26 protein-coding genes are annotated in these 25,358 nt (G+C 71.4%); 15 read left to right on the forward strand and 11 right to left on the reverse strand.

All coding sequences use genetic code 11. The features are described 5' to 3' along the window. Positions 1–8 precede the first annotated feature (8 nt). Complete coding sequence (locus OG906_RS12330) at positions 9–959, reverse strand: ABC transporter substrate-binding protein (RefSeq protein WP_267797117.1); 951 nt, start codon at positions 957–959, stop codon at positions 9–11. Between the two features lie 526 nt (positions 960–1,485). On the opposite strand from OG906_RS12330, the gene OG906_RS12335 reads away from it, so the two are divergent. The 4 genes from OG906_RS12335 to OG906_RS12350 all read left to right on the forward strand — a co-directional run bounded on the left by OG906_RS12335 (position 1,486) and on the right by OG906_RS12350 (position 4,977). Next, positions 1,486–2,688, forward strand: coding sequence for an NAD(P)-dependent malic enzyme (locus OG906_RS12335; protein ID WP_267827597.1), 1,203 nt, complete (start codon positions 1,486–1,488; stop codon positions 2,686–2,688). 473 nt (positions 2,689–3,161) lie between these two features. After that, positions 3,162–4,124 (forward strand): zinc-binding dehydrogenase, encoded by a 963-nt coding sequence (locus OG906_RS12340; protein WP_329442482.1) that lies wholly within the window; start codon positions 3,162–3,164, stop codon positions 4,122–4,124. Between the two features lie 83 nt (positions 4,125–4,207). Beyond that, a complete protein-coding gene (locus OG906_RS12345) occupies positions 4,208–4,417 on the forward strand; it encodes a helix-turn-helix domain-containing protein (protein ID WP_329442483.1) in 210 nt (69 codons plus the stop codon). Then, positions 4,417–4,977 carry a Clp protease N-terminal domain-containing protein gene (locus tag OG906_RS12350; RefSeq protein WP_329442485.1) on the forward strand — a complete coding sequence of 187 codons (561 nt, stop codon included), beginning with the start codon at positions 4,417–4,419 and terminating at the stop codon, positions 4,975–4,977. Before OG906_RS12345 ends, OG906_RS12350 begins: the two co-directional genes overlap by 1 nt. Positions 4,978–5,014: 37 nt before the next feature. Here OG906_RS12350 and OG906_RS12355 read toward each other — a convergent pair whose 3' ends face one another. The 3 genes from OG906_RS12355 to OG906_RS12365 form a co-directional block, all read right to left on the reverse strand. Beyond that, positions 5,015–5,911 carry a PadR family transcriptional regulator gene (locus OG906_RS12355; protein ID WP_329442486.1) on the reverse strand — a complete coding sequence of 299 codons (897 nt, stop codon included), beginning with the start codon at positions 5,909–5,911 and terminating at the stop codon, positions 5,015–5,017. A 1-nt stretch (position 5,912) separates the two neighbouring features. After that, positions 5,913–6,833 carry a DUF4097 family beta strand repeat-containing protein gene (locus tag OG906_RS12360; RefSeq protein WP_329442488.1) on the reverse strand — a complete coding sequence of 307 codons (921 nt, stop codon included), beginning with the start codon at positions 6,831–6,833 and terminating at the stop codon, positions 5,913–5,915. Between the two features lie 306 nt (positions 6,834–7,139). After that, positions 7,140–8,072 carry a LysR family transcriptional regulator gene (locus OG906_RS12365; RefSeq protein WP_267797112.1) on the reverse strand — a complete coding sequence of 311 codons (933 nt, stop codon included), beginning with the start codon at positions 8,070–8,072 and terminating at the stop codon, positions 7,140–7,142. Between the two features lie 207 nt (positions 8,073–8,279). Between OG906_RS12365 and snpA the strand changes: the two genes are divergently transcribed. Continuing rightward, on the forward strand, positions 8,280–8,939 hold the full coding sequence (snpA, locus tag OG906_RS12370; RefSeq protein ID WP_267797111.1) for a snapalysin: 660 nt from the start codon (positions 8,280–8,282) through the stop codon (positions 8,937–8,939). Between the two features lie 9 nt (positions 8,940–8,948). Here the strand turns inward: snpA and OG906_RS12375 are convergent, their stop codons facing one another. The 4 genes from OG906_RS12375 to OG906_RS12390 form a co-directional block, all read right to left on the reverse strand. Then, positions 8,949–9,149, reverse strand: coding sequence for a hypothetical protein (locus tag OG906_RS12375; RefSeq protein ID WP_329442490.1), 201 nt, complete (start codon positions 9,147–9,149; stop codon positions 8,949–8,951). 59 nt (positions 9,150–9,208) lie between these two features. Continuing rightward, positions 9,209–9,802, reverse strand: a complete 594-nt coding sequence (locus OG906_RS12380) for a GNAT family N-acetyltransferase (RefSeq protein WP_329442492.1) — start codon at positions 9,800–9,802, stop codon at positions 9,209–9,211. A 177-nt stretch (positions 9,803–9,979) separates the two neighbouring features. Beyond that, on the reverse strand, positions 9,980–11,029 hold the full coding sequence (locus tag OG906_RS12385; protein ID WP_329442494.1) for a family 2 encapsulin nanocompartment cargo protein polyprenyl transferase: 1,050 nt from the start codon (positions 11,027–11,029) through the stop codon (positions 9,980–9,982). A 45-nt stretch (positions 11,030–11,074) separates the two neighbouring features. Next, positions 11,075–12,481, reverse strand: a complete 1,407-nt coding sequence (locus OG906_RS12390; RefSeq protein ID WP_329442495.1) for a family 2B encapsulin nanocompartment shell protein — start codon at positions 12,479–12,481, stop codon at positions 11,075–11,077. 224 nt (positions 12,482–12,705) lie between these two features. Here OG906_RS12390 and OG906_RS12395 point away from each other — a divergent pair, with 224 nt between their 5' ends. From OG906_RS12395 to OG906_RS12410, 4 genes are all read left to right on the forward strand, one after another. Next, positions 12,706–13,167: an RrF2 family transcriptional regulator gene (locus OG906_RS12395; protein ID WP_329442497.1), complete on the forward strand. Its 462-nt coding sequence runs from the start codon at positions 12,706–12,708 to the stop codon at positions 13,165–13,167. A 141-nt stretch (positions 13,168–13,308) separates the two neighbouring features. Next, positions 13,309–14,514 carry a globin domain-containing protein gene (locus OG906_RS12400; RefSeq protein WP_329442499.1) on the forward strand — a complete coding sequence of 402 codons (1,206 nt, stop codon included), beginning with the start codon at positions 13,309–13,311 and terminating at the stop codon, positions 14,512–14,514. Between the two features lie 170 nt (positions 14,515–14,684). Next, on the forward strand, positions 14,685–15,275 hold the full coding sequence (locus OG906_RS12405; protein ID WP_267797104.1) for an N-acetylmuramoyl-L-alanine amidase: 591 nt from the start codon (positions 14,685–14,687) through the stop codon (positions 15,273–15,275). Positions 15,276–15,423: 148 nt separating this feature from the next. Further along, the gene (locus OG906_RS12410; protein ID WP_329442500.1) at positions 15,424–16,332 is read left to right on the forward strand and encodes a 1-aminocyclopropane-1-carboxylate deaminase/D-cysteine desulfhydrase; all 909 of its coding nucleotides are present in this window, start codon (positions 15,424–15,426) and stop codon (positions 16,330–16,332) included. 108 nt (positions 16,333–16,440) lie between these two features. On the opposite strand, the gene OG906_RS12415 is transcribed toward OG906_RS12410, so the two are convergent. Continuing rightward, positions 16,441–18,021, reverse strand: a complete 1,581-nt coding sequence (locus tag OG906_RS12415) for a Na+/H+ antiporter (protein ID WP_267797102.1) — start codon at positions 18,019–18,021, stop codon at positions 16,441–16,443. A 55-nt stretch (positions 18,022–18,076) separates the two neighbouring features. Between OG906_RS12415 and OG906_RS12420 the strand changes: the two genes are divergently transcribed. The 3 genes from OG906_RS12420 (at position 18,077) to OG906_RS12430 (ending at position 19,966) form a co-directional block, all read left to right on the forward strand. After that, a complete protein-coding gene (locus OG906_RS12420) occupies positions 18,077–18,337 on the forward strand; it encodes a UBP-type zinc finger domain-containing protein (protein ID WP_267797101.1) in 261 nt (86 codons plus the stop codon). A gap of 205 nt (positions 18,338–18,542) precedes the next feature. After that, positions 18,543–18,956, forward strand: a complete 414-nt coding sequence (locus OG906_RS12425; RefSeq protein ID WP_267797100.1) for an anti-sigma regulatory factor — start codon at positions 18,543–18,545, stop codon at positions 18,954–18,956. 11 nt (positions 18,957–18,967) lie between these two features. Further along, entirely contained in the window at positions 18,968–19,966 is a 999-nt protein-coding gene (locus OG906_RS12430; protein ID WP_267797165.1) for an RNA polymerase sigma factor SigF, read from the forward strand. A gap of 26 nt (positions 19,967–19,992) precedes the next feature. On the opposite strand, the gene OG906_RS12435 is transcribed toward OG906_RS12430, so the two are convergent. Then, positions 19,993–20,442 (reverse strand): hypothetical protein, encoded by a 450-nt coding sequence (locus tag OG906_RS12435; RefSeq protein WP_329442502.1) that lies wholly within the window; start codon positions 20,440–20,442, stop codon positions 19,993–19,995. Positions 20,443–20,526: 84 nt separating this feature from the next. Here OG906_RS12435 and OG906_RS12440 point away from each other — a divergent pair, with 84 nt between their 5' ends. Continuing rightward, on the forward strand, positions 20,527–21,492 hold the full coding sequence (locus tag OG906_RS12440) for a diacylglycerol/lipid kinase family protein (protein WP_267797098.1): 966 nt from the start codon (positions 20,527–20,529) through the stop codon (positions 21,490–21,492). A gap of 319 nt (positions 21,493–21,811) precedes the next feature. Then, positions 21,812–22,069, forward strand: coding sequence for a WhiB family transcriptional regulator (locus tag OG906_RS12445; protein ID WP_004937597.1), 258 nt, complete (start codon positions 21,812–21,814; stop codon positions 22,067–22,069). A gap of 168 nt (positions 22,070–22,237) precedes the next feature. On the opposite strand, the gene OG906_RS12450 is transcribed toward OG906_RS12445, so the two are convergent. Further along, positions 22,238–23,707, reverse strand: a complete 1,470-nt coding sequence (locus OG906_RS12450; RefSeq protein WP_329448006.1) for a sensor histidine kinase — start codon at positions 23,705–23,707, stop codon at positions 22,238–22,240. A gap of 683 nt (positions 23,708–24,390) precedes the next feature. Here OG906_RS12450 and nagB point away from each other — a divergent pair. Next, positions 24,391–25,176: a glucosamine-6-phosphate deaminase gene (nagB, locus tag OG906_RS12455; protein ID WP_267797097.1), complete on the forward strand. Its 786-nt coding sequence runs from the start codon at positions 24,391–24,393 to the stop codon at positions 25,174–25,176. Positions 25,177–25,358: the final 182 nt, after the last annotated feature.

Raw genomic sequence — 25,358 nt, forward strand, 5'->3', positions numbered from 1 at the left:
GCCCGGAATTACTGACCTGCGTTGACGGTCGCGGACTTGACGGCGCTGTCCTTGACATCCCACTTCTCGAGGACCTTGGCGTAGGAGCCGTCCTTGATGATGGCGTCGAGGGCCTGCTTGAGGGCGTCACGCAGCTGCGTGTTCTCCTTGGCGACACCGATGCCGAAGAGGCCGACGTCGCTCTGCTGGCCGGTGACCTCGAAGTCGTTGCCGCCACCCGAGGTCTTCGCGGTGTACGCGGCGACCGGGTAGTCGTTCAGGTCGGCGACGGCGCCGCCGGCCTTGACGCGGGTCTGCGCCTCGGCGTCGGTGTCGAAGGCCTCGATGGTGAGCTTCTTGTCCCCGCACTTCTCGGCCTGCGCCTTGAAGGTGTCCTCGTAGATCGTGCCGCGCTGGACGGCGACGGTCTTGCCACACAGGTCGTCGAGGGACTTGATGCCCTGCGGGTTGCCCTTCTTGACGATGAGCGAGACGCCGGACGAGAAGTAGTCGACGAAGTCGACGCCCTTGCCGATCTTGGCGCCCTTGTCGTCCAGACCTTCCTGACGCTTCTTGTTGTCCGTGATGGACGACATGATCGCGTCCTGGCGGCCGGTGTAGACCGAGGTCATCAGGCCGTCGAAGGTACCGGCGGTGAACTGGAACTTCACCCCGAGCTGCTTGCCGAGGGCCTCGGCGATGTCGGGGTCGACACCGACGATCTTGTTGCCCTCGGTGAACTCCATCGGCGCGTAGGCGGCGTCCGTGCCGACCTTGATGACACCGGCGTCCTGGATCTTCTTCGGCAGGGCCGAGAAGAGCGGGGCCGCGTTGGTCTTGCCCGAGGGAGTGGAGCTGCCGCTGTTGTCGGTCTGGTCGCCACAACCGGTGAGGATGAGGGCGCCGGCGACCGCGATCGCACCGGCCGCGGCGATCCGGGACCGGGCGGCGGTCGTACGACGGGTGGTGCTTGCGGTCATGAGCTGGTTCCTCCGGCAGTGGGGAAAAAAGCATCCGAGAACGGTCGGGGCACGCACCATCGAGTGTCGCGACCTTGTGTGATTACGGCATCTTGCCATTCGGACTGAGACATTCAGGGTGCCCGTCAGGTCAAAATCGGATAACGGGCGACCCAGGGTGCCCAACAGGACTGCGGAGAACGGGCTTCGCGGCGGGATTATGCGCTGTGACCAGGGCTTTTCTCCGCAGTATTTGCGGTGCGTCTCGCCCATTGGACATCAAGGTTTGGACTTTTCGCCAAAACAGGGACAACCGGCCTACGATCGAGCGGGAATCGACTCGTCTGAGCGAGCGTTCTTCCGGTAGAACAGATCCTTACACCCCTCATCCGGGGCTCAGGGCGCGCGTGCGGCGCGCCCGCGCGTACGAACCTCCCTCTTCGCGGAGACGGGCCAACCGTCGATGCGGAGCACGGACGCGGTGCCCGCCCACCCCTTAACCAGGAGTGGCCACCCTCAACGATTAAAGACTTAAGGGGTCAAGAAAGTGGCAGCGGAGATCGTCAATCCTCGCAGCGACAGCGTGACGGACAACAACCCCGATGCGGTGTTCGCGCTGCACCGGGGCGGCAAGATGGCCGTGCAGGCCACCGTGCCGGTCCGCAACAAGGACGACCTGTCCCTCGCGTACACGCCCGGCGTGGCGAAGGTCTGCAGCGCCATCGCGGAGAACCCGGAACTCGTCAACGAGTACACCTGGAAGTCCAACGTGGTCGCCGTCGTGACCGACGGCACGGCCGTGCTCGGCCTCGGGGACATCGGTCCCGAGGCCTCCCTCCCCGTGATGGAGGGCAAGGCGATCCTGTTCAAGCAGTTCGGCGGTGTCGACGCGGTTCCGATCGCGCTCGCCACCAAGGACACGGACGAGATCATCGAGACGGTCATCCGTCTCGCGCCCTCCTTCGGCGGGGTCAACCTGGAGGACATCTCCGCGCCCCGCTGCTTCGAGATCGAGCGCCGGCTCCAGGAAGCCCTGGACATCCCGATCTTCCACGACGACCAGCACGGCACGGCCATCGTGACGCTGGCCGCCATGCGCAACGCGGCGAAGCTCACCGGTCGCACCCTCGCCGACCTGCGTGCGGTCATCTCCGGCGCAGGCGCGGCGGGCATCGCCATCGCCAAGATCCTCGTGGACGCGGGCATCGGCGACGTGTGCGTCACCGACCGCAAGGGCGTCGTCTCGGCGGACCGCTCCGACCTGACGGACGTCAAGGCGGAGATCGCGGGCCTGACCAACAGGACGGGCCAGACCGGCTCCCTGGAGAGCGCCCTCGCGGGCGCGGACGTCTTCATCGGCGTCTCCGGCGGCACCGTCCCCGAGGCCGCGGTGGCCACGATGGCGAAGGACTGCTTCGTCTTCGCCATGGCCAACCCGAACCCGGAGGTCCACCCGGACGTCGCGCACAAGTACGCGGCGGTCGTGGCCACCGGTCGTTCGGACTTCCCGAACCAGATCAACAACGTGCTGGCCTTCCCGGGCATCTTCGCGGGCGCCCTCAAGGTGCGCGCGACCCGGATCACCGAGGGCATGAAGATCGCCGCCGCCGACGCCATCGCCGGCGTCGTGGGTGACGAGCTCGCGGCCGACTACGTCATCCCGTCGCCGTTCGACGAGCGCGTCGCCGAGGCCGTCACGGCCGCGGTCGCCGCGGCGGCGAAGGCCGACGGCGTGGCCCGTCTGGTCTGAGCGGTACGTTCCGTTCCGCACGCTGAGCTGTACGGGTGAAGGCCCGGTCGGATCCACTCCGGCCGGGCCTTCCCCGTGTCCGGGGCGAGCGTGGCGCGGGCGCGGGCGGACGTGTCCGAGCGGGAAGGGCAGGCCGGAACGCGCGGAGAACGCACCCTCCCGGCCCCCGAACCGGGAGGGGTCGCTCCGTGCGTCGCCCGGCCGAGCCGGGCGGTCGTGGGGGTCGCCGTTGGGCAGAGCGTGCCGGACGGGACCACGGGCGGGAAATGACAGGCTCATGGCGAGCATCACCGCACGGCCAGAATGTTACCCCCGATCCCGACTCGATCCCGCCGTTCCGATTAGGCATCCCAGCCGCACAAACCAACTGGTACGGCGGGTACTTGGGGACCCGACCGGACATTCCGCTCCGACTCACCGCCGACCTGATGCCTCTGGTCAGGCCCCGCTACCGAGCGGTAGCGTCTGGCGGCATGTTCGCTGCCTACGCCGCCCGAATCGACCGAGACCAGCCGCTGAGCGGCCTTGAGCTGGGCGACCGCCCCGCCCCCGAGGCCCGCCCCGGCTGGGTGACCGTGAACGTCAAGGCCGCCTCGCTCAACCACCACGACCTGTGGTCGCTGCGCGGAGTCGGCCTCGGCGAGGAAAAACTGCCCATGATCCTCGGTTGCGACGCCGCCGGGATCGACCAGGACGGCAACGAGGTCGTCCTGCACTCCGTGATCGGCCAGAGCGGCCACGGGGTCGGCCCCGACGAGCCGCGCTCGATCCTGACCGAGCGCTACCAGGGGACCTTCGCCGAGCAGGTGACCGTCCCCGCCTGGAACGTCCTGCGCAAGCCCGCCAAGTTGTCCTTCGAGGAGGCCGCCTGCCTCCCCACCGCCTGGCTGACGGCGTACCGGATGCTGTTCACCAACGCCGGCGTGCGGCCCGGGGACTCCGTGCTGGTCCAGGGCGCGGGCGGCGGTGTCGCCACCGCCGCGATCGCCCTGGGCAAGGCGGCGGGCCTGCGCGTCTTCGCGACCAGTCGGGACGAGGCCAAGCGCAAGCGGGCGGTGGAGCTGGGCGCGGTGGACGCGTTCGAGCCGGGCGCCCGACTGCCGCAGCGGGTGGACGCGGTGATCGAGACGGTCGGCGCCGCCACCTGGTCGCACTCGATCAAGTCCCTGCGGCCCGGCGGGACCCTCGTCATCTCGGGCGCGACGAGCGGCGACCGCCCGGCGCACGCGGAGCTGACCCGCATCTTCTTCCTTGAGCTGAAGGTGGTCGGCTCGACCATGGGCTCGAAGGACGAGCTGGAGGACCTGCTGTCCTTCTGCGCGGCCACGGGCCTACGGCCGGTCATCGACGAGGTGCTGCCGCTGGACCGGGCGCGCGAGGGCTTCGAGAAGCTCGCGTCCGGAGACCTCTTCGGCAAGGTGGTCCTGACGGTCTGACGGCCCGACTCCCGCGCCTCGCTTCGGTCATGCGCGTCAACTGGGGTTGACACTCTCCCGCGCGTCAACCTACATTGACACGCATGACCGAAGCGACCGATCTCGCCGAACGGGCCGGCGACCGTGACCCGCGTGTGGGCCTGCGTGCCGTGGCCGCCCTCCGAAGGCTGCTGGAGCAGCTGGAGGCCGTACAGGTACGCAGTGCCCGCGCGCAGGGCTGGTCCTGGCAGGAGATCGCGGCCGAGCTGGGTATCACCCGGCAGGCCGTGCACAAGAAGCACGGGAGGCTTTGATGTTCGAACGCTTCACGACCGACGCCCGCACCACGGTGACGGGCGCCGTGGCCGAGGCCCGACGGGCCGGGGCCGCCACGGTCACCGAGGAGCACCTGCTGCTCGCCCTGCTCGCGCAGGGCGCGCTGGATCCGCTCGGCGTGGACCGGGCGGCGGTGGCCGCGGGCCTCGCCGCGGCCCGGCGCCGGGGCGGCATGACCCGGGCCGACGAAGAGGCGCTGGCCGGTCTCGGGATCGACCTCACCGAGATCGTCACCCGGATCGAGGAGACCCACGGCGAGGGGGCCCTGTCGACGGCCACGCCCCGCAGGCGGGGCCTGGGCGCCTCGCTCCGCTCGGCCCTCGGCCGCCCGGAGTCGGACAACCGGCACGTCCCCTTCACCCAGGGCGCGAAGAAGACCCTGGAGCAGTCCTTGCGGATCGCGCTGGGGCGGGGGGACCGCCACATCGGCACCGCGCACCTGTTGCTGGCCCTGCTCTCCCGGCCGGGCACGGTCGCCGAGGTCCTCACGGACCACGGCGTCACCCTCGCCGGCGCCGAACGGGCTCTGGCGGCCTGAGGGCGCCGCGGCCCCGGCAAGATCCGAAAGAGAGGACCTACGCCGGGTCCGGACGGAGTTCCGCCGTGACCCGGGTCGCCGCGACGGCCAGGTGCGCGCGGGCCTCGGCCAACTGCGCCGGGCTCACCCCGTGATCGCGGGCCGCGTCGCGGATCTCGTCGCGGAAGCGGTCCAACAGCCGGTCCAGGTCGCGGATCGGGTCCGCGGTCGGGGCCAGGTCCTCGGCCCAGGTGGAGCCCACGTCCGAGGCCGCGGTCGACGCGCCGGGAGCGGAGGCGGGGGCGCCGGCTCCGAGCCAGGCCCCGGCCAGGCCGCCCAGGACGCCGCTCGACTTCGCGAACTGCTCCTGGAGCTGGCTCGCGATGCGCTGGACCTCCTCGCGGGCCCGTTCCTGGGCCTCCTTGGCCTGGCGGCGGGCCTGGTGGGCCTCCTCGCGGGCCCGGCGGCTCTCGTCCTTCGCCCGCCGCGCCTGCTCCTTCCACTCCGCCTTCGCCTTGCGGAGCTCCTCCTTGGCGGCCTTCCAGCCCTCGTCGTCGACGCGGGTCGTCGTGGCGGAGGCGGCGGCGGCGCGCATCTCGCGCCGCAGGTCACCCGCCGCGCCCCGGACGTCGTCGCGCATCTCGGCGGCCAGTTCGGAGACCGAGTCGCGGATCTCCAGTTCCAGGTCGGCCAGTTCACCGCCGCGGTCGGCGAGTTCGGCGCGACCGGCCTCGGTGATGGAGTACACCTTGCGCCCGCCCTCCGTGGCGTACGTGACGAGCCCCTCGGCCTCCAGCTTCGCCAGCCGCGGGTACACGGTGCCCGCGGAGGGTGCGTACAGCCCCTGGAAGCGCTCCTCCAGCAGGCGGATCACCTCGTACCCGTGACGCGGGGCCTCGTCCAGCAGCTTGAGGAGGTAGAGGCGGAGGCGGCCGTGGGCGAAGACGGGCGGCATGTCAGAGCACCTTCTTGTCGAGCGGGAGGGGGGCGGCGGTGTCGGCGGTGTCGCCGGCCGGGCGGCGCAGCAGCGCGATGGCGCCGGAGACGGTGGTGGCGCGCAGGGTGCCGGTGCCGGCTCCGAGCGTGCCGGTGATCCGCTTGGCGCCGAACTGGCCGGACACCCGCAGGTCCTCGAAGGCGTTGGAGACGCCACCGGTGGCGGTGTTGGCCTCGACCCGCGCGTCGGCCGGGTGCGGCAGGCGGATCGCCACCTGGCCCGAGACCGAGTTCAGGGAGATGTCGACCGGGCTGGGCGCGGCCGGGTCCAGTGCCAGGTCGATGAGCATGTCGCCGCTGACGGAGTCCGCCCGTACGTTGCCGCCCGCGCCGTCGACCACCGTCAGGCCGCCGGAGACCGAGTGGAAGCCGAGTTCACCGGTGACGGACTGGGCCTCGACGCCGCCGGAGACGGTGTGCACCTTGACCTTGCCGGAGAGGCCGACCAGCGTCGTGTCGCCGGAGACGCCGTTGACGTCGGTGTCGGCGCTGATGCCGGAGACGAAGGCGGTGGCGCTGACCGCGGCCAGTTGCACGGAGGTGGAGGCGGGCACCGTGAGGGTGACTGTGACGGACCGCTCCCAGGCCTTGCGCCCGGCGCCGCCGGACCACGACTTCCAGGGCTTGCTGTCGAACCATTCCCGGAAGCCCTGGGAACCGTTCCAGGGGAGGTCCTCGTAGGAGAGGGTGAGGACGCCGGCCTCGTGGACGACGTGCAGCGGTGGGCCGTCGACCTCGGCGACCTCCAGGCGGGCGGGCCCCTCGTCGGAGGCGACGACGTTCACGGTCCCGCCGACGACACGGACACGGAGTTCGGTCACCGGCTGCTCGAAGGTGAGCTTCTGCGGTTCGGCGACGGACCACGTCATCTGCTCTGCCATGGTGCTGATCCTCCTCGTGCGTTCACGGACCGGACTCGACGCACGCAACATATCGCGTCTTGTGAGTAACACGATATATCGCGGTCAAGGGAAGTCAAGCGCATCCCTGAAATCCCCATTTTGCGATGATCTGCCCCGTTTTCCGGGCATGCGGAGTCGGCGCGTGCGGCGTGCGCGGCGCGCGGGGGCGGAGTGGAGCGGGGTCGGGTCGGGGCGGAGCGGGGTCGGGGGTGCGGGCGCGGACGAAGAGGGCCGAGGCCCGGCGGGATGCCGCGGCGCGGCCGGTCCCGTTCCGGCCGACAGGACTCAGGCCGCCAGGAGGGGGCTCGCGTGGTGGTGGAGCCAGGCCCGGTACGGCGGGGTGCGCAGGGCGGCTTCGCGATAGGCCGCGCGGAGGTCCTCGTACACCTCTGCGTGCGTGCCCGGCAGGGTGGCCAGGAGCAGCCGGACCGCCAGCGGGTCCCCCGACAGCGGCCGGATGGCCATGTCGTCCCGGGGGCCGGAGGTCGGCTGGCAGGGGGCGACGGCCTCGCCGGAGACGATCAGCGAGGTCGCGGTGTGGTAGTCGGCGTGCAGCACGGGCGGGTCCACCCCGGCTCCGGCGAAGACACGCCGCAGGCCGTCCCATTCGCCGTCCACGGACGGGTCGACGGTCCAGCGGTCGGCGGCCAGGTCACGTAATTCCACCACCGGCCGGCGCGCGGCGGGATGGTCCCGGGACATGGACACGAACTGCGGTTCGCGCTCCATCAGCACGTGCAGTTCCAGGCCGGGCGGCACCCGCAGCGGACTGCCCTCGACCTCGTGGACGAACGCCACGTCGAGCTGCCCCGACGCCACCATCCGCAGCAGCGCGTTGGCCGACACGTCGACCACCAGGGAGGTCTCGGTCTCCGGCGAGCGCCGGTGCAGCCGGCGCAGCCAGCCCGGCAGCGCCCGGCTGGCGGTCGAGCCGATCCGGAGCCGGGGACCGTGGGCGGCGGCGCGCGCCTCGGCCACCAGCGCCGCCATCTCGGCGAGCAGCGGTCTCGCCCGTCCGAGCACGGTACGGCCGAATGGCGTGGGACGACATCCGGTCCGTTCGCGCAGGAACAGTTCCCCTTCCAGGGCCCGTTCGATACGGCGCAGTTGGGTCGTCAGCGAGGGCTGGCTCACGCCGAGTTGCCGCGCCGCCTTGTGCAGGCTGCCGGCGTCCGCGATGGCACACAGTGCGCGCAGGTGCCTCACCTCGAGCTCCATGACCCGAGAGTAGGGCGGGCGGACGGCGCCGCACCAGCCGCTGATAGCCCCCCGAATCCCGCCATTCTCACGCTAGTTGACCTACCGAAAACTTCCCGATAGCCCGGCGTTATCGATGGCTGACATCATCCGCCGGCCCCTTCCGCTCCCGCAGACTCCGGTACCGAACGACCCACCCCCCACACCGGATGAGTAGGAGCCCCCCACATGCGCCACTCCCGTAAGTCCATGCTGGCCGCCGGCATCGGCCTCGGCCTGGCCGCCGCCCTGGCCTCGGTCGCCCCCACCGCGAGCGCCGCCCCGGCGCCCGTCGGCACCACCGCGAGCTACGCCGCGTACGAGCGTTCGCAGGAGAACGACGCCGCGACGAAGGCCTTCTTCCAGGCCGTGCGGGCTTCGGTGGCCGAGCAGCGCGCCGCGAACCCGGGCGCCCTCGCGGTGACCGTCACGTACAACACCCGCAGCGCCCCGAGCTTCCGCAGCCAGATAGCCCGCTCCACCCAGATCTGGAACAGCTCGGTGAGCAACGTCAGACTGCAGGAGGTGTCCTCCGGCGGGAACTTCTCGTACCGCGAGGGCAACGACTCGCGCGGCTCCTACGCGAGCACCGACGGGCACGGCCGGGGGTACATCTTCCTGGACTACCGGCAGAACCAGCAGTACGACTCCACCCGCGTGACCGCGCACGAGACCGGCCACGTGCTGGGTCTGCCGGACCACTACTCCGGCCCGTGCAGCGAGCTGATGTCGGGCGGCGGACCGGGCACGTCGTGCACCAACCCCAACCCGAACTCCGCCGAGCGCTCGCGCGTCAACCAGCTCTGGGCCAACGGCCTCGTCGCCTCCGGCCTCGGCACCAAGGGCTAGGTCGTTCCGCTAGACCTCCCTGGGGACGTATGTGGGGCAATCCGGGTTCCTACAGGAGCCCGGGCCCCACTGCGGCACGAAGATCCCGAGGGACTTGCGCCGTCGGACCACCGTGTCCACGGAACGCCCGCAGGCCGGGCACGACTGCTGTTCGTGCCCGGCCTGCGGGGCCACCGTCTCGTGCGTGCGCTGCTGCTCTCGACCGGCCATACCTCAACGGTAGGCCGGTTTCGCGCGTTCGGCGGGGCGACGGCGGCGGCGCCCGTTCCTCACGCCCGCGGCTTGCGCCACATCGGCCACATCAGGGGCCCCTCCGGCAGGCGTACCGCCGTCCCCGTGAACTCCCAGCCAAGCCGTTCGTACAGCTCCTTGCTGCGCTCGCTGCTCGCCTCCAGGTACGCCGGCAGCCCCTCGCGGTCGCACCGCTCCAGCACCGGCCGCATCAGCTCCGTGCCCAGGCCCTCGCCCTGCCGGTCGGGCGCGACGGCGATCATCAGCAGGTACTCGTGCTCCTCGGACGTCGGGTGCACCTCGCCGGTCAGCCGGCCCACCAGCTCGCACCGCTCGTTGTCGGGGTCGGCCACCGCCCGCATCCTCGTCGGGACCTCGTCCTCGCCCTCCGGTTCGCCCGCCGGGATCCGCAGCCACAGCGCCGCCGCCGAACCGTCGACCGCGTAGTCGATCCGCCCGTCGGCCAGCGCGACGTCCACGAAGACGCCCAGGAACCTCCCGTGCACCGTCGCCCGGTGCCCCGGGTCCGGGAAGACCCATGTGCTCACGGGGTCGTCATGGAAGGCCTCGTCGAGCAGCCGCGCCACCGCGTCCCGGTCCGACCGATCCGCCTGACGTATCTCCAGCACCACTGGACCCACCCCTCACTCGCCTGTCAACGACTGCGGGTGATCCTAGAGTTGGCCCGAACGGCCCGGAAGGCGCGACCGCGACCGCGCGCGCGAAAAGGCCTGTTCCCCCGCCGTGCGGCGGGGGAACAGGCCTCGCTCTACTCGCGTGCGCGACCGCGCGTGCGCGGCCCGGCCGACCTACCGGGTGCGCCGGGTGACGAACTCCGCCAGCGCCAGCAACCCGCCCGCCGCCCCCAGGTCCGGGACGGCCCTGGAGAGCTGCTGCACGGCCCGGCCCATCCGGTCGGCGGCGTGGGCCTGCGCCCAGTCCCGCCCCCCGGCCCGGTCCACGGCGTCGGCCGCCGCGCGCACGTCGTCCCCGGTCATGGGGCCCGCGTACAGCGCGGCCAGTTCCTCACCCGCCGCGGTGCCCGAGGTGAGGGCGGCCACGACCGGGAGGGACTTCTTGCGGGCGATCAGATCGGCCCCGGCGGGCTTGCCGGTGTGCCCCGGGTCCCCCCAGATGCCGATCAGGTCGTCGATCAGCTGGAAGGCCAGGCCGGCCTCCCTGCCGAAGGCGTCCATCGCGTCGACCTCGTCCGGGCCGGCCCCCGCGTACAGCGCCCCCAGCGCGCACGCGCAGCCCAGCAGGGCCCCGGTCTTGGCCGTCGCCATCGTCAGGCACTCGTCGAGCGAGACGTCCCCGCGCCGCTCGAACGCGCAGTCCGCCTGCTGCCCGGCGCACAGCTCGATCACGCAGGCCGAGAGCCGGGCCGCGGCCGCCGGGGCGGCCGGGTGCGGATCCTCGGCCAGCAGCTTCAGCGCGAGCGACATCATCGCGTCGCCCGTGATGATGGCGTCCGGCATCCCGAACACGGTCCAGGCCGTGGCCCGGCCGCGCCGCCGGACGTCCTTGTCGATGACGTCGTCGTGCAGCAGCGTGAAGTTGTGCGCCAACTCCACGGCGACGGCCGGCCGCACGGTGTCCCCGGCCTCCGCGCCCGCCCCCTGGAGGGCCTGCGCCGAGGCGAGGACGAGCGCGGGCCTGATGGCCTTGCCCGCGTTCCCCGCGGCCGGGCTGCCGTCCGCGTGTTCCCAGCCGAAGTGGTACATCGCCACGCGCCGCATCCCCGCGGGCAGGCTCTCGATCGTCCGGCGCAGCTCCGGGTTGACCGTTTCTTTCGTCCGCTCCAGCAGGGCCGCGGCCTCGTGGCCCTCGCCGGTGGTGATCGCCTCAGTGGTCGCCATCGCGCTCCCCCGTACTCCCCCGTCGCCGTTCGGCCGGGCCACTCATCAGCGCCAGCGGGCGATCTCGACGTTCTCCAGCACGCCGAGCGCGTCCGGCACGAGCACCGCGGCGGAGAAGTAGGTGGTGACCAGGTACGAGATGATCGCCTGCTCGCTGATGCCCATGAAGCGGACCGACGTGCTCGGCTCGATCTCGTCCGGGATCCCCGGCTGGTGCAGACCGATCACGCCCGACTCGTCCTCGCCGGTGCGCATGCAGAGGATCGAGGTGGTCCGGGCGTCGCTGATCGGGATCTTGTTGGACGGGAAGATCGGCACCCCGCGCCAGGACGGCACCCGGTGGCCGCCGATCTCGATCGACTCCGGGTACAGCCCGCGCTTGTTGCACTCGCGGCCGAAGGCGGCGATGGCCTTGGGGTGCGCGAGGAAGAGCTTGGATCCGCGCCGCATGCTGAGCAGCTGGTCCATGTCGTCGGGGCTGGGCGCGCCGTCGTGCGGCTGGATGCGCTGGTCGTAGTCGGCGTTGTGGAGGAGGCCGAAGTCGCGGTTGTTGAGCATCTCGTGCTCTTGGCGCTCGCGCAGCGCCTCGACCGTGAGCCGCAACTGCTGCTCGGTCTGGTTCATCGGCTGGTTGTAGAGGTCGGCGACGCGGGTGTGCACGCGCAGAACCGTTTGGGCGATGGAGAGTTCGTACTCGCGCGGCCTGGCCTCGTAGTCGACGAAGGTGCCGGGCAGCACGGCCTCGCCCTCGTGGCCGGCGGAGAGGTCGATCGCGGCCTCGCCGTACTTGTTGGTCCGCTGGGCGGGCAGGGCCCGTACCGCGTCCACGTGGGCCCGCAGCGAGTCGACCCGGTCGGCGAGGAGCTGGAAGTCCTGGCGGGAGAGGACGAGCGCGGTGCCGGAGGTGGCGGCGCGGGCGGTGTACTCCCAGATGGCCTCCTCGTCGACGAGGGCGTCCTCGCCGAAGTAGGCGCCGTCGGCGACGGTCTGCAGGACGGCGTCGTCGCCGTAGGGGCCGGTGCCGATCTGGTCGACGCGGCCGTGGGCGAGCAGGAACACCCTGTCGGAGGGGCTGCCGAAGGAGGTGAGTTCCTGGCCGGCCTCGAAGTCGATCTGGTGGCACCGGGCGGCGAGTTCCGTCAGGACGTCGATGTCCTCGTACTCGCGCAGCAGCGGGAGCTCGCCGAGTTCGGCGGGGATCACCTGGACCTGGGTGCCGGTCTTGATGAACTCCACCCGGCCGTCACCGACGGAGTAGCTGAGCCGCCGGTTGACCCGGTACGTACCGCCCTGCACGGACACCCACGGGAGCATCTTGAGCAACCACCGGGAGGTGATCTCCTGCATCTGCGGCGCGGACTTGGTCGTGGTTGCCAAGTTCCGCGCGGCCGAGGTCCCGAGACTGCGCTGCGGTGCCTGGACTTCGGATTCGGAACCTGCCTGGACCGACATGTGTTTCCCTTTCGATCACTCCATGGATCTGCGGGATCAGCCTTCCAGTGCACAGCGTGGTGAGACCATTACACAAAAGGGTGGGACTACTCCGTATGGGGTGTGGGCACTCTGATGAGTCCCTTTCTCCCCTCCAGCCCCTCTGACCCCTCTGATTTCAGCCATCCACGGCCCTCCCGCCGCCTTAACTTGCATCAGAGATTCAAGTTTTCTACGGTGGAGCCATGCGGCTGACCCGATTCACCGATCTGGCGCTCCGCGTCCTGATGCGTCTGGCCGTCGAGGACTCGGACCTCCCCACCACGCGCGACGTCGCGGCGACCATGGAGGTCCCGTACACCCACACCGCGAAGGTGGTGGCCAGGCTGCAACACCTCGGCCTGGTCGAGGCGCGGCGCGGCCGGGGCGGGGGGCTCGCCCTGACCGGCGCCGGCCGCGCCGCCTCGGTGGGCGCGGTGGTGCGCGAGCTGGAGGGCGTGGGTGACGTCGTGGACTGCGAGGGCGCCGTCCCGTGCCCGCTGCGGAGCGCCTGCCTCCTGCGGGGCGCGCTGCGTCGGGCCCAGGAGGCCTTCTTCGCCACACTGGACCCGCTCACGGTGAACGACCTGGTCGCGGCCCCCACCGGACCGCTGCTGCTGGGCATTTCGGGCGGACCGCCCGGTCGGGGCGGGGGCCCCGCCGACTGAGGCGCGGGTGGCCGGTTCCGAGCGGCCGCGACCCCGCCCACGCCACACCCGAGGGCCCTTCGAACACGTCTGCGCATCACCCCGGAGGCCCTCGCGCCCTTTAATTGGTATCCAATAGTCCATTTATAGAGGAGCTCCCCGATGCTGTCCGAGAAGTCGACCGCGACCGTCCGCGCCACCCTGCCCGCCGTGGGAGCGGCCGTCGGCGACATCGCGGAACTCTTCTACGCGAAGCTGTTCGCCGCCCACCCGGCCCTGCTCCGCGACCTGTTCAACCGCGGCAACCAGAAGGCCGGACTGCAACAGCAGGCCCTGGCCGGCTCCATCGCCGCGTTCGCCGGCCACCTCGTCCGGCACCCCGACACCCGGCCCGACGTGATGCTCGGCCGCATCGCCCACAAGCACGCCTCGCTCGGCATCACCCGCGACCAGTACGCGATCGTCCACCGGCACCTGTTCGAGGCCATCGCGGAGGTCCTCGGGGAGGCCGTCACGCCCGAGGTCGCCGAGGCCTGGGACGAGGTCTACTGGCTGATGGCGGGCGCCCTCATCGCCATCGAGGAACGGCTGTACGCCGAGCAGCGGGTGGTCGCGGGCGACGTCTGGCGCCCGTGGACGGTCGTCCGCCGCGTCGAGGAGACCGTCGACTGCACCACCTTCCACCTGGTCCCGGCCGACGGGGCGCCCGCGCCCGGCTTCAAGCCGGGCCAGTACGTCTCCGTCCAGGTCGAACTCCCGGACGGCGCGCGCCAGATCCGCCAGTACAGCCTCACCTCGTCGCCCGGCTCCCCGGTCCGCGCGATCACCGTCAAGCGGGTCCACGGGCCGGCCGCGGCGGGCCCGGACGGGGAGGTCTCCCACCACCTGCACGCCGCGGTCCGCGTCGGTGACACACTGCGCGTCTCGGTCCCGTACGGCGACCTGGTGCTCCAGGACCCGACCTCGCCCGTACTGCTGGCCTCGGCCGGGATCGGCTGCACGCCGATGCTGTCGATGCTGGAGCACCTCGCCGAGACCGGGCACGACGCCCCGGTGACCGTCCTGCACGCCGACCGCTCCCCCGCCGACCACGCCCTGCGGGGCGACCACCGGGCCCTGACGCACAAGCTCGCGGACGCCTCGGCCCGGTTCTGGTACGAGACCGGCCACGAGGACGCCGCGGCCGACGACGGCGTCGGCCGGCTCGACCTCTCCGACGTCCCGGTGGCCCCGGGCACCCACGCCTACCTGTGCGGACCGCTGCCTTTCATGCGGGCGGTCCGCGAACAGCTGCTGGGCAAGGGCGTGCCGGCGGCGGACATCCACTACGAGGTCTTCGGCCCCGACCTGTGGCTCGCCTCCGCGTGACGTCCGGGGCCGGTGGGGCGCCAGGGGCGGGCGGGACCTCCGGGAATGTCCGGATTCGATCGCTCGCCGTACGAACGCGCTAGCCGCGGAAGGACCCCCTCCACTACACCGGAACGTGATGGACCGGACACGAAAGGTGACCGGTCCCTCACGCACGGAAGGAGGCGTTCATGTCCGCACCCATGTCCGCAGACCGTTTCCTCACCCAATTGCGCAACGAGGGGCTGCGCGTCGTCGAGGTCGGCGCCTGGCGCACCCACAACCGCAACCACAAGGGGCCCTGGGGGCCGGTCAACGGGGTGATGATCCATCACACCGTCACGCAGGGCACCGCGTACACCGTCCGGCTCTGCCGGGACGGCGACGAGGCCCTGCCCGGCCCGCTCTGCCACGGCGTCATCACCAAGGACGGCCGGGTCCACCTGGTCGGCTACGGCCGCGCCAACCACGCGGGCTCCGGCGACTCCGACGTCCTGGCCGCGGTCATCGCCGAGAAGCGGCTCCCCCCGGACCACACGGCGAACACCGACGGCAACCGACACTTCTACGGCTTCGAGTGCGAGAACCTCGGCGACGGCAAGGACCCCTGGCCCGCGGTGCAGCTCGACGCCATGGTCCGGGCGGCCGCGGCCGTCTGCCGCTTCCACGGTTGGACCGAGCGCTCGGTGATCGGCCACCTCGAATGGCAGCCGGGCAAGATCGACCCCAAGGGGTTCACGATGACGTGGTTCCGCGAACGCGTGGCGGACCGCCTCAAGTGACCACCCCACCCCGAGTCACCCCCTGACACCCCCGCCCCGGCGGCGCCGTCCCCTATCCCCGTCGGCGTCCGCCGGGACCCGCGCCGGCGGGCCGCGCGGGCGCCCGACCTCCTCCGGCGCGGCCACCGTCACCGGCGACAATGAGCAGGTGGACAGCCCCGTGGATCCCCGTTCCCTGCTCCGGCCCCGGCCGCCGTCGCCGCTGGTCGAGGCGTCGGACGGGCGGTTCGAGCGGCACGGCGTGCGGTTGGTGCTCAAGCGGGACGACCTCGTGCACCCCGAGCTGCCGGGGAACAAGTGGCGCAAGCTCGCGCCGAACCTGCGGGCGGCCCTGGACGGGGGGTTCCCGGCGCTGGTGACCTTCGGCGGGGCCTACTCCAACCACCTGCGGGCCACCGCCGCCGCCGGGCGGCTGCTCGGGTTGGCGACGGTCGGGGTGGTCCGGGGCGACGAGTTGGCCGGCCGGCCGTTGAACCCGTCCCTGGCCCGCTGCGCGGCCGACGGGATGCGGCTGCACTTCACGTCCCGGTCGGAGTACCGCCGCAAGACCGAACCGGACACCCTGGCCCGGCTGCTCGCGGCGGCGGGCGCGCAGGGCGCGTACGTGATCCCCGAGGGCGGCAGCAACGCCCTCGCCCTGTCGGGCTGCGCCGAGCTGGGCCGCGAGCTGCGCGGCGCGGCGGACGTGGTGGCGGTCGCCTGCGGCACCGGCGGCACCCTGGCGGGCCTGGCGGCGGGACTGACCCCCCGGCAGCGGGCGTGGGGCGTACCGGTGCTCGCGGGTGGCTTCCTGGGGGCGGAGATACGTTCCCTCCAGCGGGCCGCGTTCGGGGGCCCGGCCGGCGACTGGACCCTGGCCGAGGGCTTCGACCACGGCGGCTACGCGAAGGTCCCGGCGGAGCTGGAGGCGTTCGCGGTGGACTTCGAGCGCCGCCACCGGGTCCCCGTGGAGCGCGTCTACGTCGCGAAACTGCTCTGGGCGCTGACCGCCCTGACGGAGTCCGGCACGTTCCCCCGGGGCACCACCCTCGCGGCCGTCGTCACCGGCCGCCCCTGATCCCGCCGCCCGGGAGTGACGCCCTCCCCGACCACGACCCGGACCCCGGACCGACCCGGACCCCGGACCGGACCCCGGCCCCCGACCCGCCGCCCGCCGCGCCCGGGATCAGGAGGAGTCCTCCCGGTAGGCCGCCGCCTCCTCCAGGTCCAGCCTGCGCAGCAACGCCCGGAGCATCTCGTCGTCGATCCGCCGCTGGTCCCGCAGCGTCACGAACACCTCCCGCTCGGCCTCGATCATCTCCCCGGCCAGCCGCCGGTAGACGTCGTCCGCCGACTCGCCCGTGACCGCGTTGACCTCGCCGAGCCGTTCCCACACCGCGTTGCGCCGCCGCTCCAGCACCGTGCGCAGCCGGTCCGCGAGCGGCGGCGGGAGCGCGTTCGCCGGGTCGGCGAGCAGTTCGTCGAGCCGCTCCTCGGCCGACCGCGACGCCTCGCTCTGCGCCTGCGCCTCGGCCAGCGTCTCGGCCTGCGCGTCCCTCGGCGGCAGCTTCAGCAGGCGGATCAGCGGGGGCAGCGTCAGTCCCTGGACCACCAGGGTCCCGATGACGGTGGTGAAGGTCAGGAACAGGATCAGGTTGCGGTGCGGCACGCTCAGCGGGACCGAGAAGGCGATGGCCAGCGAGACCACACCGCGCATGCCCGCCCACCCCACGATGACGGGCGCCTTCCAGTTGGTCTCCGGTTCCCGCTCGCGGATCCGCTCGGACAGCACCCGCGGCAGGAAGGTCGCCGGGAACACCCAGACGAACCGGGCCACGACCACGGCCAGGAACACCGCCAGCGCGTACCAGGCCGCGTCGCCGCCCGCGTATTCGTCGAGCCCCTTGAGGACCACCGGCAGTTGGAGCCCGATCAGCGCGAAGACCACCGACTCCAGGACGAAGGAGATCACCTTCCACACCGCGGCCTCCTGGAGCCGGGTGGCGAAGTCGACCTGCCAGTTGCGGTGTCCGAGGTACAGCGCGACGACGACCACGGCGAGCACGCCGGACGCGTGCACCCGTTCGGCCGCCGCGTACGCCACGAAGGGGATCAGCAGCGACAGGGTGTTCTGGAGCAGCGGGTCCCGCAGCGACCTGCGCAGCAGGTGGATGGGCACCATCAGCAGGAGGCCCATGCCGACGCCGCCCACCGAGGCCAGCAGGAACTCGACGATCCCGCCCGCCCAGCCGGCGCTGACGCCGACCGCGGCCGCCAGGGCCACCTTGTAGGCGGTGATGGCGGTGGCGTCGTTCACCAGGGACTCGCCCTGGAGGATCGTCGTGATCCGGTTCGGCAGGCCGAGCTTGCGGGCGATCGCGGTGGCGGCCACGGCGTCCGGCGGCGCGACGACCGCGCCCAGCACCAGCGCCACCGGCAGCGACAGACCGGGAACGAGCAGGTAGGCCGCGTACCCGACGGCGAGCGTCGCGAAGAGCACGTACCCGACGGACAGCAGGGCGATGGGACGCGCGTTGGCCCGCAGGTCCAGGTAGGAACTCTCCATGGCGGCGGTGTGCAGCAGCGGAGGGAGCAGCAGCGGCAGCACGATGTGCGGGTCGAGCGTGTACGACGGCACGCCCGGGATGTACGACGCCAGCAGACCGGCCGCGACGAGCAGCAGCGGAGCCGACACGGACGTCCGACGGGCCAACCCCGCGACCACCGCGCTGCCCGCGACCAGCGCCACCAGCGGCAATACCTCCATCGAAGACCCATCCCCTTCAGTCCGCGGGCGTCCGCACCTCAGTACGCTGGCCATCATGAGCGAGTGCACCCACGTTGCCGAACTGCCGCGCCCCGAGCCCATCCCCCTTGCCCAGACCTGTCCCGAATGTCTGGCACTGGGCAGCCACCCCGTGCAGCTTCGGATGTGTCTGGCGTGCGGTCACGTGGCCTGCTGTGATTCCTCACCCTTCCGCCACGCCACGGCACACCACCACCAGACGGGTCATCCGATGATGCGCAGCTTCGAACCGGGCGAGACCTGGCGGTGGTGTTTTGTCGACGGTTCGATCGTCTGAGGCGGGGTAGGTCAACCCTCCGCCGGTTCCCCTGATTTGGGCCCGCAGCCCCCTAGCCACTGTCCGCACCCATGGGCTTACCATCGGTCACCGGCCTGAGGGCGTGGGTACTCCGGGCAGGTGTCACACGGGGTGCCGCGACACGATCGCCCGGATCGCGATAGCGTCACCGGCGAACAGAGCTCGTACCACCTTGGAGGTGAGGGTGTCCCACATCGCAGGCGAGCCCGGGACTCAGGACTTCGTGGAAGTCCGGCTGCCGGCTGCGGGTGCCTACCTGTCGGTGCTGCGAACGGCCACGGCCGGTCTCGCCGCACGTTTGGACTTCACCCTCGACGAGATCGAGGACCTCCGCATCGCGGTGGACGAAGCCTGCGCGATCCTGCTCCAGCAGGCCGTGCCCGGCTCCGTCCTCAGTTGCGTCTTCCGGCTGGTGGACGACTCGCTGGAGGTCACGGTCTCCGCACCGACCACCGACGGGCGCGCACCGGAGCGGGACACGTTCGCGTGGACGGTCCTGTCGGCGCTGGCCGGCAAGGTCGAGGCGACGGTCGAGGAGGACCGGACAGTGAGCATCAGCCTCTACAAACAGCGCGGCGCGGGACCAGGACCGGCGTGAGCGGCGGGGAGATCCCGGTGCGGGGCGGGGATCGGCCCCGGGTACGACACGAGGTCGACGGCGGCATCCCGGAGCAACTGCACGCCCGGCCGCACCCGGCCGACGCGGATGCGGAAGACGGCTTTTTGGACTCGGCGGAGCGACGGGCGGGCCCTGTGAGCGAGAACCAGCACGAAGAACCACAACCAGCACAGCCACCGCCGGCCGCTGCCACGGCCCCGATGGCACCGGCGGCGCACGTGCCGCTGCCGGATCCGCGCGACCGCAGCGGCGCGCGGGCCCTCTTCTTCGAGCTGCGGGAACTGCCCGACGGCTCGCCGGAGCGGGCCGAACTGCGCAACCGGCTGGTCCGGATGCACCTGCCGCTGGTCGAGCACCTGGCACGGCGGTTCCGCAACCGCGGCGAGCCGCTGGACGACCTGACCCAGGTGGCGACCATCGGCCTGATCAAGTCGGTGGACCGGTTCGACCCGGACCGCGGCGTCGAGTTCTCGACGTACGCCACACCCACGGTCGTCGGCGAGATCAAGCGCCACTTCCGTGACAAGGGCTGGGCGGTGCGGGTGCCGCGGCGCCTTCAGGAACTGCGGCTCTCGCTGACCACGGCCACGGCGGAACTCTCGCAGCAGCACGGCCGCTCCCCCACCGTGCACGAGTTGGCCGAACGGCTCGGCATCTCCGAGGAGGAGGTGTTGGAGGGGCTGGAATCGGCCAATGCCTACAGCACGCTCTCCTTGGACGTCCCCGACACCGACGACGAGTCGCCGGCGGTGGCGGACACCCTGGGTTCGGAGGACGAGGCGCTGGAGGGCGTCGAGTACCGCGAGTCCCTCAAGCCGCTGCTGGAAGGACTGCCGCCGCGGGAGAAGCGGATCCTGCTGCTGCGGTTCTTCGGCAACATGACCCAGTCGCAGATCGCGCAGGAGGTCGGCATCTCCCAGATGCACGTGTCCCGCCTGCTGGCCCGCACCCTGGCCCAGCTCCGCGAGAAGCTCCTCGTCGAGGAGTAGGACGTACGGGAAGTAGGACGTACCGGTTATCGGGTCTGTTCCCCAGGCCCGATACCAAGCGCTTCGGTGGCCGTCGGGTTCACCAGCAGCGCCCCCACGGCCACGGCCGTGAGCGCCAGCGCCACCGCGGCGGCGACCATCGCCCCGCCCGTGGTCCACAGGGTCCAGGCGACCGGCATCGCCATCAGCTGGGTGATCAGCGCCGGGCCGCGGCTCCAGCGGCGGCCCAGGCGCAGCCCGCGCGCCGCGATCAGCGGAAGCGCGGCGAGCGCGAGCAGGGTCACACCCCCGGTCTCGGCCTGCTGCGGGGAGTCGGGGTCGCCGGCGATGCCCACGTACAGCATGTAGACGCCGAGGCCGGCGAGCGCCAGGCCCTCCAGCGCGGTGAGCACGGCGGCGGCCGTCAGCCGACCGGGCAGCGCGACGGGCGGCGCGGGCGAGGGGGCGGGAACGTTCGAGGTCGGCTTCTTACTCACCCCAGCAGGGTAGCCGCGCCCCGCCGGCCCCGGAGGGGACGGGCAGTAGGGGCCTCCCGCGGAGGGGTGGGTAGGCTGGCGCTCATGCGTGCACTTCTCGTGGCCAACCCAGCAGCGACGACGACCAGTGCGCGCACCCGTGACGTATTGACCCACGCCCTGGCCAGCGAGATGAAGCTGGAGGCGGTGACCACCGAGTACCGGGGGCACGCGCGGGACCTCGGGCGCAGGGCGGCCCACGAGGGTGTCGACCTCGTGGTGGCTCTGGGCGGGGACGGCACCGTCAACGAGGTGGTCAACGGACTGCTGCACAACGGGCCCGATCCGGACCGGCTGCCCCGGCTCGCGGTGGTCCCCGGCGGATCCACGAACGTGTTCGCCCGCGCGCTCGGCCTGCCGAACGACGCGGTCGAGGCGACCGGCGCCCTGCTCGACGCGCTCCGCGAGGAACGCGAACGGACGGTCGGCCTCGGTCTGGCGGCCGGCACCCCGGGCACGGAGGACGAGTCGGTCCCGGCGCGCTGGTTCACCTTCTGCGCGGGCTTCGGCTTCGACGCGGGTGTGGTGGGGCGGGTGGAGCAGCAGCGGGAACGCGGCAAGCGTTCGACGCACGCCCTCTACGTGCGACAGCTCATGCGTCAGTTCTGGGACGAGCCGAACCGCAGGCACGGCACGGTCACGCTGGAGCGCCCCGGCGCGGATCCGGTGACGGATCTGGTGCTGTCGATAGTCTGCAACACCTCGCCGTGGACGTATCTGGGCAATCGTCCGCTTTACGCGTCCCCGGAGGCGTCGTTCGATACCGCGCTTGACGTACTGGCACTCGATCGTTTGTCAACTCCGGCGGTCGCCAGGTACGCCACACAGCTCCTGACCTCGACTCCTGAACGCGGGCCGCACGGCAAGCATGCGGTGTCTCTGCACGATCTGACCGACTTCACCTTGCATTCGAAGGTTCCACTCCCGTTCCAGATGGACGGCGACCACCTCGGGCTGCGCACCAGCGTTCGGTTCACAGGCGTACGCCGTGCACTGCGTGTGATTGTGTGAGTGGAAGGGCCTAAAGTCCTTTCACTCGAACGTATACACGCCGGTCCACCCCCAGGAACTAGGGCTGTGACCTAGTAGACACCGACGAATCCAAAAAAACTTTCCGGAAGGGGTTGTATCCCCGTCCGAGGTTTGCGAATCTCTACATGGCGATCGGGACAGCCCGCAGAACCCGGCACCCACACAGATCGCCAGAACCCCTCCACGAATCTCGGACCCCACCAGGCAACTGGGGGTCGGCCCTTCCCTCACGGGGGGATTCGTGAAAGCGTTCACATTCACAAGCAACCTGCCCGCAATACAAGGAGATGGAGCAGCCATGGACTGGCGTCACAACGCCGTTTGTCGTGAGGAAGACCCGGAACTCTTCTTCCCCATCGGCAACACCGGTCCTGCGCTGCTGCAGATCGAGGAAGCCAAGGCCGTCTGCCGCCGCTGCCCCGTGATGGAGCAGTGCCTGCAGTGGGCGCTCGAGTCCGGTCAGGACTCCGGCGTCTGGGGCGGTCTCAGCGAGGACGAGCGCCGCGCGATGAAGCGCCGCGCCGCTCGCAATCGGGCGCGCAACGCCACCGCCTGACATCGACTTTCGAGCCTCGAGCCGCAGCGCGTAGTAACCGTATAAGCGCTCAGCAACGTGCTCTTGAGCCCCGGACCGAGAACCTTCGGTCCGGGGCTCAGTGCTGTGCGGGGTGCGAAGCCGCACCGGAACCGTCACGCAGGGTGATGTTCCGGCTGCTACTCGCTGCTACTTCTGCGGGCTGGCCGGTATGTCGAGGACGACCCGGGTGCCGCGCGGTTCGACCCGGACCATGTCGAAGGTGCCGCCGAGTTCACCCTCCACGAGGGTGCGTACGATCTGCAGCCCGAGGTTGCCGGCCCGCTGCGGGTCGAAGCCCTCGGGCAGGCCGCACCCGTCGTCGAGCACCGTGATCAACAGTCGGGCGTCGGCCCGCCCGGATCCGGAGCGCGCTGCGGACACCTCGACGGTGCCTCCCTCGCCCTGGACGAAGGCGTGCTCCAGGGCGTTCTGCAGGATCTCGGTCAGCACCATCGCCAGCGGAGTCGCGACCTCGGCGTCGAGGATCCCGAACCGGCCGGTGCGCCGGCAGGCCACCCTGCCGGGCGAGATCTCGGCGACCATCGCGATCACCCGGTCGGCGATCTCGTCGAACTCGACGCGCTCGTCCAGGTTCTGAGAGAGCGTCTCGTGCACGATCGCGATCGACCCGACGCGGCGCACCGCCTCGTTGAGGGCTTCCCGGCCCTGCGGGGAATCCATCCGGCGGGCCTGGAGCCGCAAGAGCGCGGCCACCGTCTGAAGGTTGTTCTTCACCCGGTGGTGGATCTCCCGGATGGTGGCGTCCTTGGTGATCAATTCACGTTCGCGACGACGCAGTTCCGTCACGTCGCGGCACAGCACCAGGGAGCCGATCCGGGTGCCCTTGGGCTTGAGCGGGATGGCCCTCAGCTGGATGACGCCGCCGTTGCCCTCGACCTCGGTCTCCCGGGGGGCCCAGCCGCTGGCGAGTTTGACCAGGGCCTCGTCCACCGGACCGCGGGAGGGGGCGAGTTCGGCGGTGGCGTTGCCCAGGTGCTGGCCGACCAGGTCGGAGGCGAGGCCGAGCCGGTGGTAGGCGGAGAGCGCGTTCGGGGACGCGTAGGTGACCACCCCGTCGGCGTCGAGGCGGATCAGGCCGTCCCCGACGCGCGGGGAGGCGTCCATGTCCACCTGCTGGCCGGGGTACGGGAAGGAGCCCGCCGCGATCATCTGGGCCAGGTCGGAGGCGGACTGGAGGTAGGTCAGCTCCAGCCGGCTCGGTGTACGCACCGTGAGCAGGTTGGTGTTGCGGGCGATCACTCCCAGTACCCGCCCCTCGCGGCGGACGGGGATCGACTCGACGCGGACCGGGACCTCCTCGCGCCACTCCGGGTCGCCCTCGCGCACGATCCGACCCTCGTCGAGCGCCGCGTCGAGCAGCGGGCGCCGGCCGCGCGGAACCAGGTGTCCGACCATGTCGTCCTGGTAGGAGGTCGGCCCCGTGTTCGGGCGCATCTGCGCGACCGACACGTACCGGGTGCCGTCGAGGGTGGGCACCCACAGCACGAGGTCGGCGAAGGAGAGGTCGGAGAGCAGCTGCCACTCGGAAACCAGCAGGTGCAGCCACTCCAGGTCGGTTTCACCGAGAGCGGTGTGCTGGCGTACGAGGTCGTTCATGGAGGGCACGTGGCGAGCGTACCCCGGGTATGGCCATGACTTTCCCCACGGCTCTTACCCAGGAGTACCCACGAGGGGCCCGGTCCGCGTACTGTTGGAGGAAGTGACGGGTTGGATACCCCCGTCATTGGATGGACAGAACAGAATGGTCTAGTCCACAATTGACTTATGCTTCCGCCCTCCCCGCACAGGAGGACGGATCGAGGTAACCCGCGCGCTCTGCCCTGACCGCGCAGGCTCCTCCCACCGGCCGGAGGGAACCGCACACCCGCCGGCCGTAAGTACTCCGGGCTACGGTGCCGGGCGGGTCGAGGGTCCCGTCCTGCACCGTGGCCCAGAGGAATTCCAGGGCCGCAGAGCCCCATTTCCCGCAATTCCCCGCCGCGTCCGCGCGAGCCGTGACATTTCCGCGCCCCTTTTTCCCGGGCCACCCCTTCACGCGATGATCGCGGGCACCCGCGAAGCGCCATCTCGCACACCCCTCTCCCCCCTGCCGTCACGCTCCGTGTTCGCCTGGAACGGGTCGCCGAGCGCCCGCGACGAGGCGGCGCCCCCGGCGGCTTCGGGAGGCCGCGGGAAGGGGACGGGATCACCATGGAAAGAGGAAAGCGACCCGCCGGGAAGGGGTCCGTTCTGTTAGATTGGTCTATACCACACCACCTCTCCAGATCGGCAGGCCCCGCGTGGAAGTTGTCATCGTCCCGGACGCCAAGGCAGGCGGCGAGCTCATCGCGGAGGCCATGGCCGCCCTGGTCCGCCGCAAGCCCGACGCCCTGCTGGGCGTGGCGACCGGCTCTACCCCGCTGCCCATCTACGAGGCCCTCGCGGCCAAGGTCGAGGCCGGCCTGGTCGACGCCTCGAAGGCCCGCGTCTGCCAGCTCGACGAGTACGTCGGCCTGCCGGCGGGCCACCCCGAGTCCTACCGCGCGGTCGTGCTCCGCGAGGTCGTCGCACCCCTCGGGCTCACCGAGTCCTCGTTCATGGGTCCGGACGGGTCCGCCGAGGACGTCCAGGCGGCCTGTGTGGCCTACGACGAGGCCCTGGCGGCCGCCGGCGGCGTGGACCTCCAGCTGCTCGGCATCGGCACGGACGGGCACATCGGCTTCAACGAGCCCTGCTCCAGCCTCGCCTCCCGCACCCGGATCAAGACGCTGACGGAGCAGACCCGCGTGGACAACGCGCGCTTCTTCGACAACGACATGGACCAGGTCCCGCACCACGTCATCACCCAGGGCATCGGCACCATCCTCGACGCCCGCCACCTGGTCCTGCTGGCCACCGGCGAGGGCAAGGCCGAGGCCGTCGCGCAGACGGTCGAGGGGCCGCTGTCCGCGCTCGTACCGGCGTCCGCGCTCCAGCTGCACCGGCACGCCACGGTCGTCGTGGACGAGGCCGCCGCGTCCAAGCTGAAGCTGGCGGAGTACTTCCGCCACACGTACGCCAACAAGCCCTCCTGGCAGGGTCTGTAGCCGACGGCCGTGAAGGGCCGGGCCTCCCCGACGGGGCGGCCCGGCCCTTCCGCATACCCGGGGACGCCGGACGTGTCCCCGGACGCGAGGGAGCCGGGCACCCCCGTGACGGGTGCCCGGCTCCCCGGCTTACGGCGGCCAGTGCTGTGACCGGAAGGGTTCACCGTGTCACGGCGCCCGGC

Origin of the sequence: Streptomyces sp. NBC_01426 (assembly GCF_036231985.1) — a bacterium.
In the GTDB taxonomy this organism is placed as follows: domain Bacteria; phylum Actinomycetota; class Actinomycetes; order Streptomycetales; family Streptomycetaceae; genus Streptomyces.

Coding starts and splice junctions, on each gene's coding strand:
- OG906_RS12330 (WP_267797117.1), bottom strand. CDS start 959: ATGACCGCAAGCACCACCCGTCGTACGACCGCCGCCCGGTCCCGGATC.
- OG906_RS12340 (WP_329442482.1), top strand. CDS start 3,162: ATGTTCGCTGCCTACGCCGCCCGAATCGACCGAGACCAGCCGCTGAGC.
- OG906_RS12345 (WP_329442483.1), top strand. CDS start 4,208: ATGACCGAAGCGACCGATCTCGCCGAACGGGCCGGCGACCGTGACCCG.
- OG906_RS12350 (WP_329442485.1), top strand. CDS start 4,417: ATGTTCGAACGCTTCACGACCGACGCCCGCACCACGGTGACGGGCGCC.
- OG906_RS12355 (WP_329442486.1), bottom strand. CDS start 5,911: ATGCCGCCCGTCTTCGCCCACGGCCGCCTCCGCCTCTACCTCCTCAAG.
- OG906_RS12360 (WP_329442488.1), bottom strand. CDS start 6,833: ATGGCAGAGCAGATGACGTGGTCCGTCGCCGAACCGCAGAAGCTCACC.
- OG906_RS12365 (WP_267797112.1), bottom strand. CDS start 8,072: ATGGAGCTCGAGGTGAGGCACCTGCGCGCACTGTGTGCCATCGCGGAC.
- snpA (WP_267797111.1), top strand. CDS start 8,280: ATGCGCCACTCCCGTAAGTCCATGCTGGCCGCCGGCATCGGCCTCGGC.
- OG906_RS12375 (WP_329442490.1), bottom strand. CDS start 9,149: ATGGCCGGTCGAGAGCAGCAGCGCACGCACGAGACGGTGGCCCCGCAG.
- OG906_RS12385 (WP_329442494.1), bottom strand. CDS start 11,029: ATGGCGACCACTGAGGCGATCACCACCGGCGAGGGCCACGAGGCCGCG.
- OG906_RS12390 (WP_329442495.1), bottom strand. CDS start 12,481: ATGTCGGTCCAGGCAGGTTCCGAATCCGAAGTCCAGGCACCGCAGCGC.
- OG906_RS12395 (WP_329442497.1), top strand. CDS start 12,706: ATGCGGCTGACCCGATTCACCGATCTGGCGCTCCGCGTCCTGATGCGT.
- OG906_RS12400 (WP_329442499.1), top strand. CDS start 13,309: ATGCTGTCCGAGAAGTCGACCGCGACCGTCCGCGCCACCCTGCCCGCC.
- OG906_RS12405 (WP_267797104.1), top strand. CDS start 14,685: ATGTCCGCACCCATGTCCGCAGACCGTTTCCTCACCCAATTGCGCAAC.
- OG906_RS12415 (WP_267797102.1), bottom strand. CDS start 18,021: ATGGAGGTATTGCCGCTGGTGGCGCTGGTCGCGGGCAGCGCGGTGGTC.
- OG906_RS12420 (WP_267797101.1), top strand. CDS start 18,077: ATGAGCGAGTGCACCCACGTTGCCGAACTGCCGCGCCCCGAGCCCATC.
- OG906_RS12440 (WP_267797098.1), top strand. CDS start 20,527: ATGCGTGCACTTCTCGTGGCCAACCCAGCAGCGACGACGACCAGTGCG.
- OG906_RS12445 (WP_004937597.1), top strand. CDS start 21,812: ATGGACTGGCGTCACAACGCCGTTTGTCGTGAGGAAGACCCGGAACTC.
- OG906_RS12450 (WP_329448006.1), bottom strand. CDS start 23,707: ATGAACGACCTCGTACGCCAGCACACCGCTCTCGGTGAAACCGACCTG.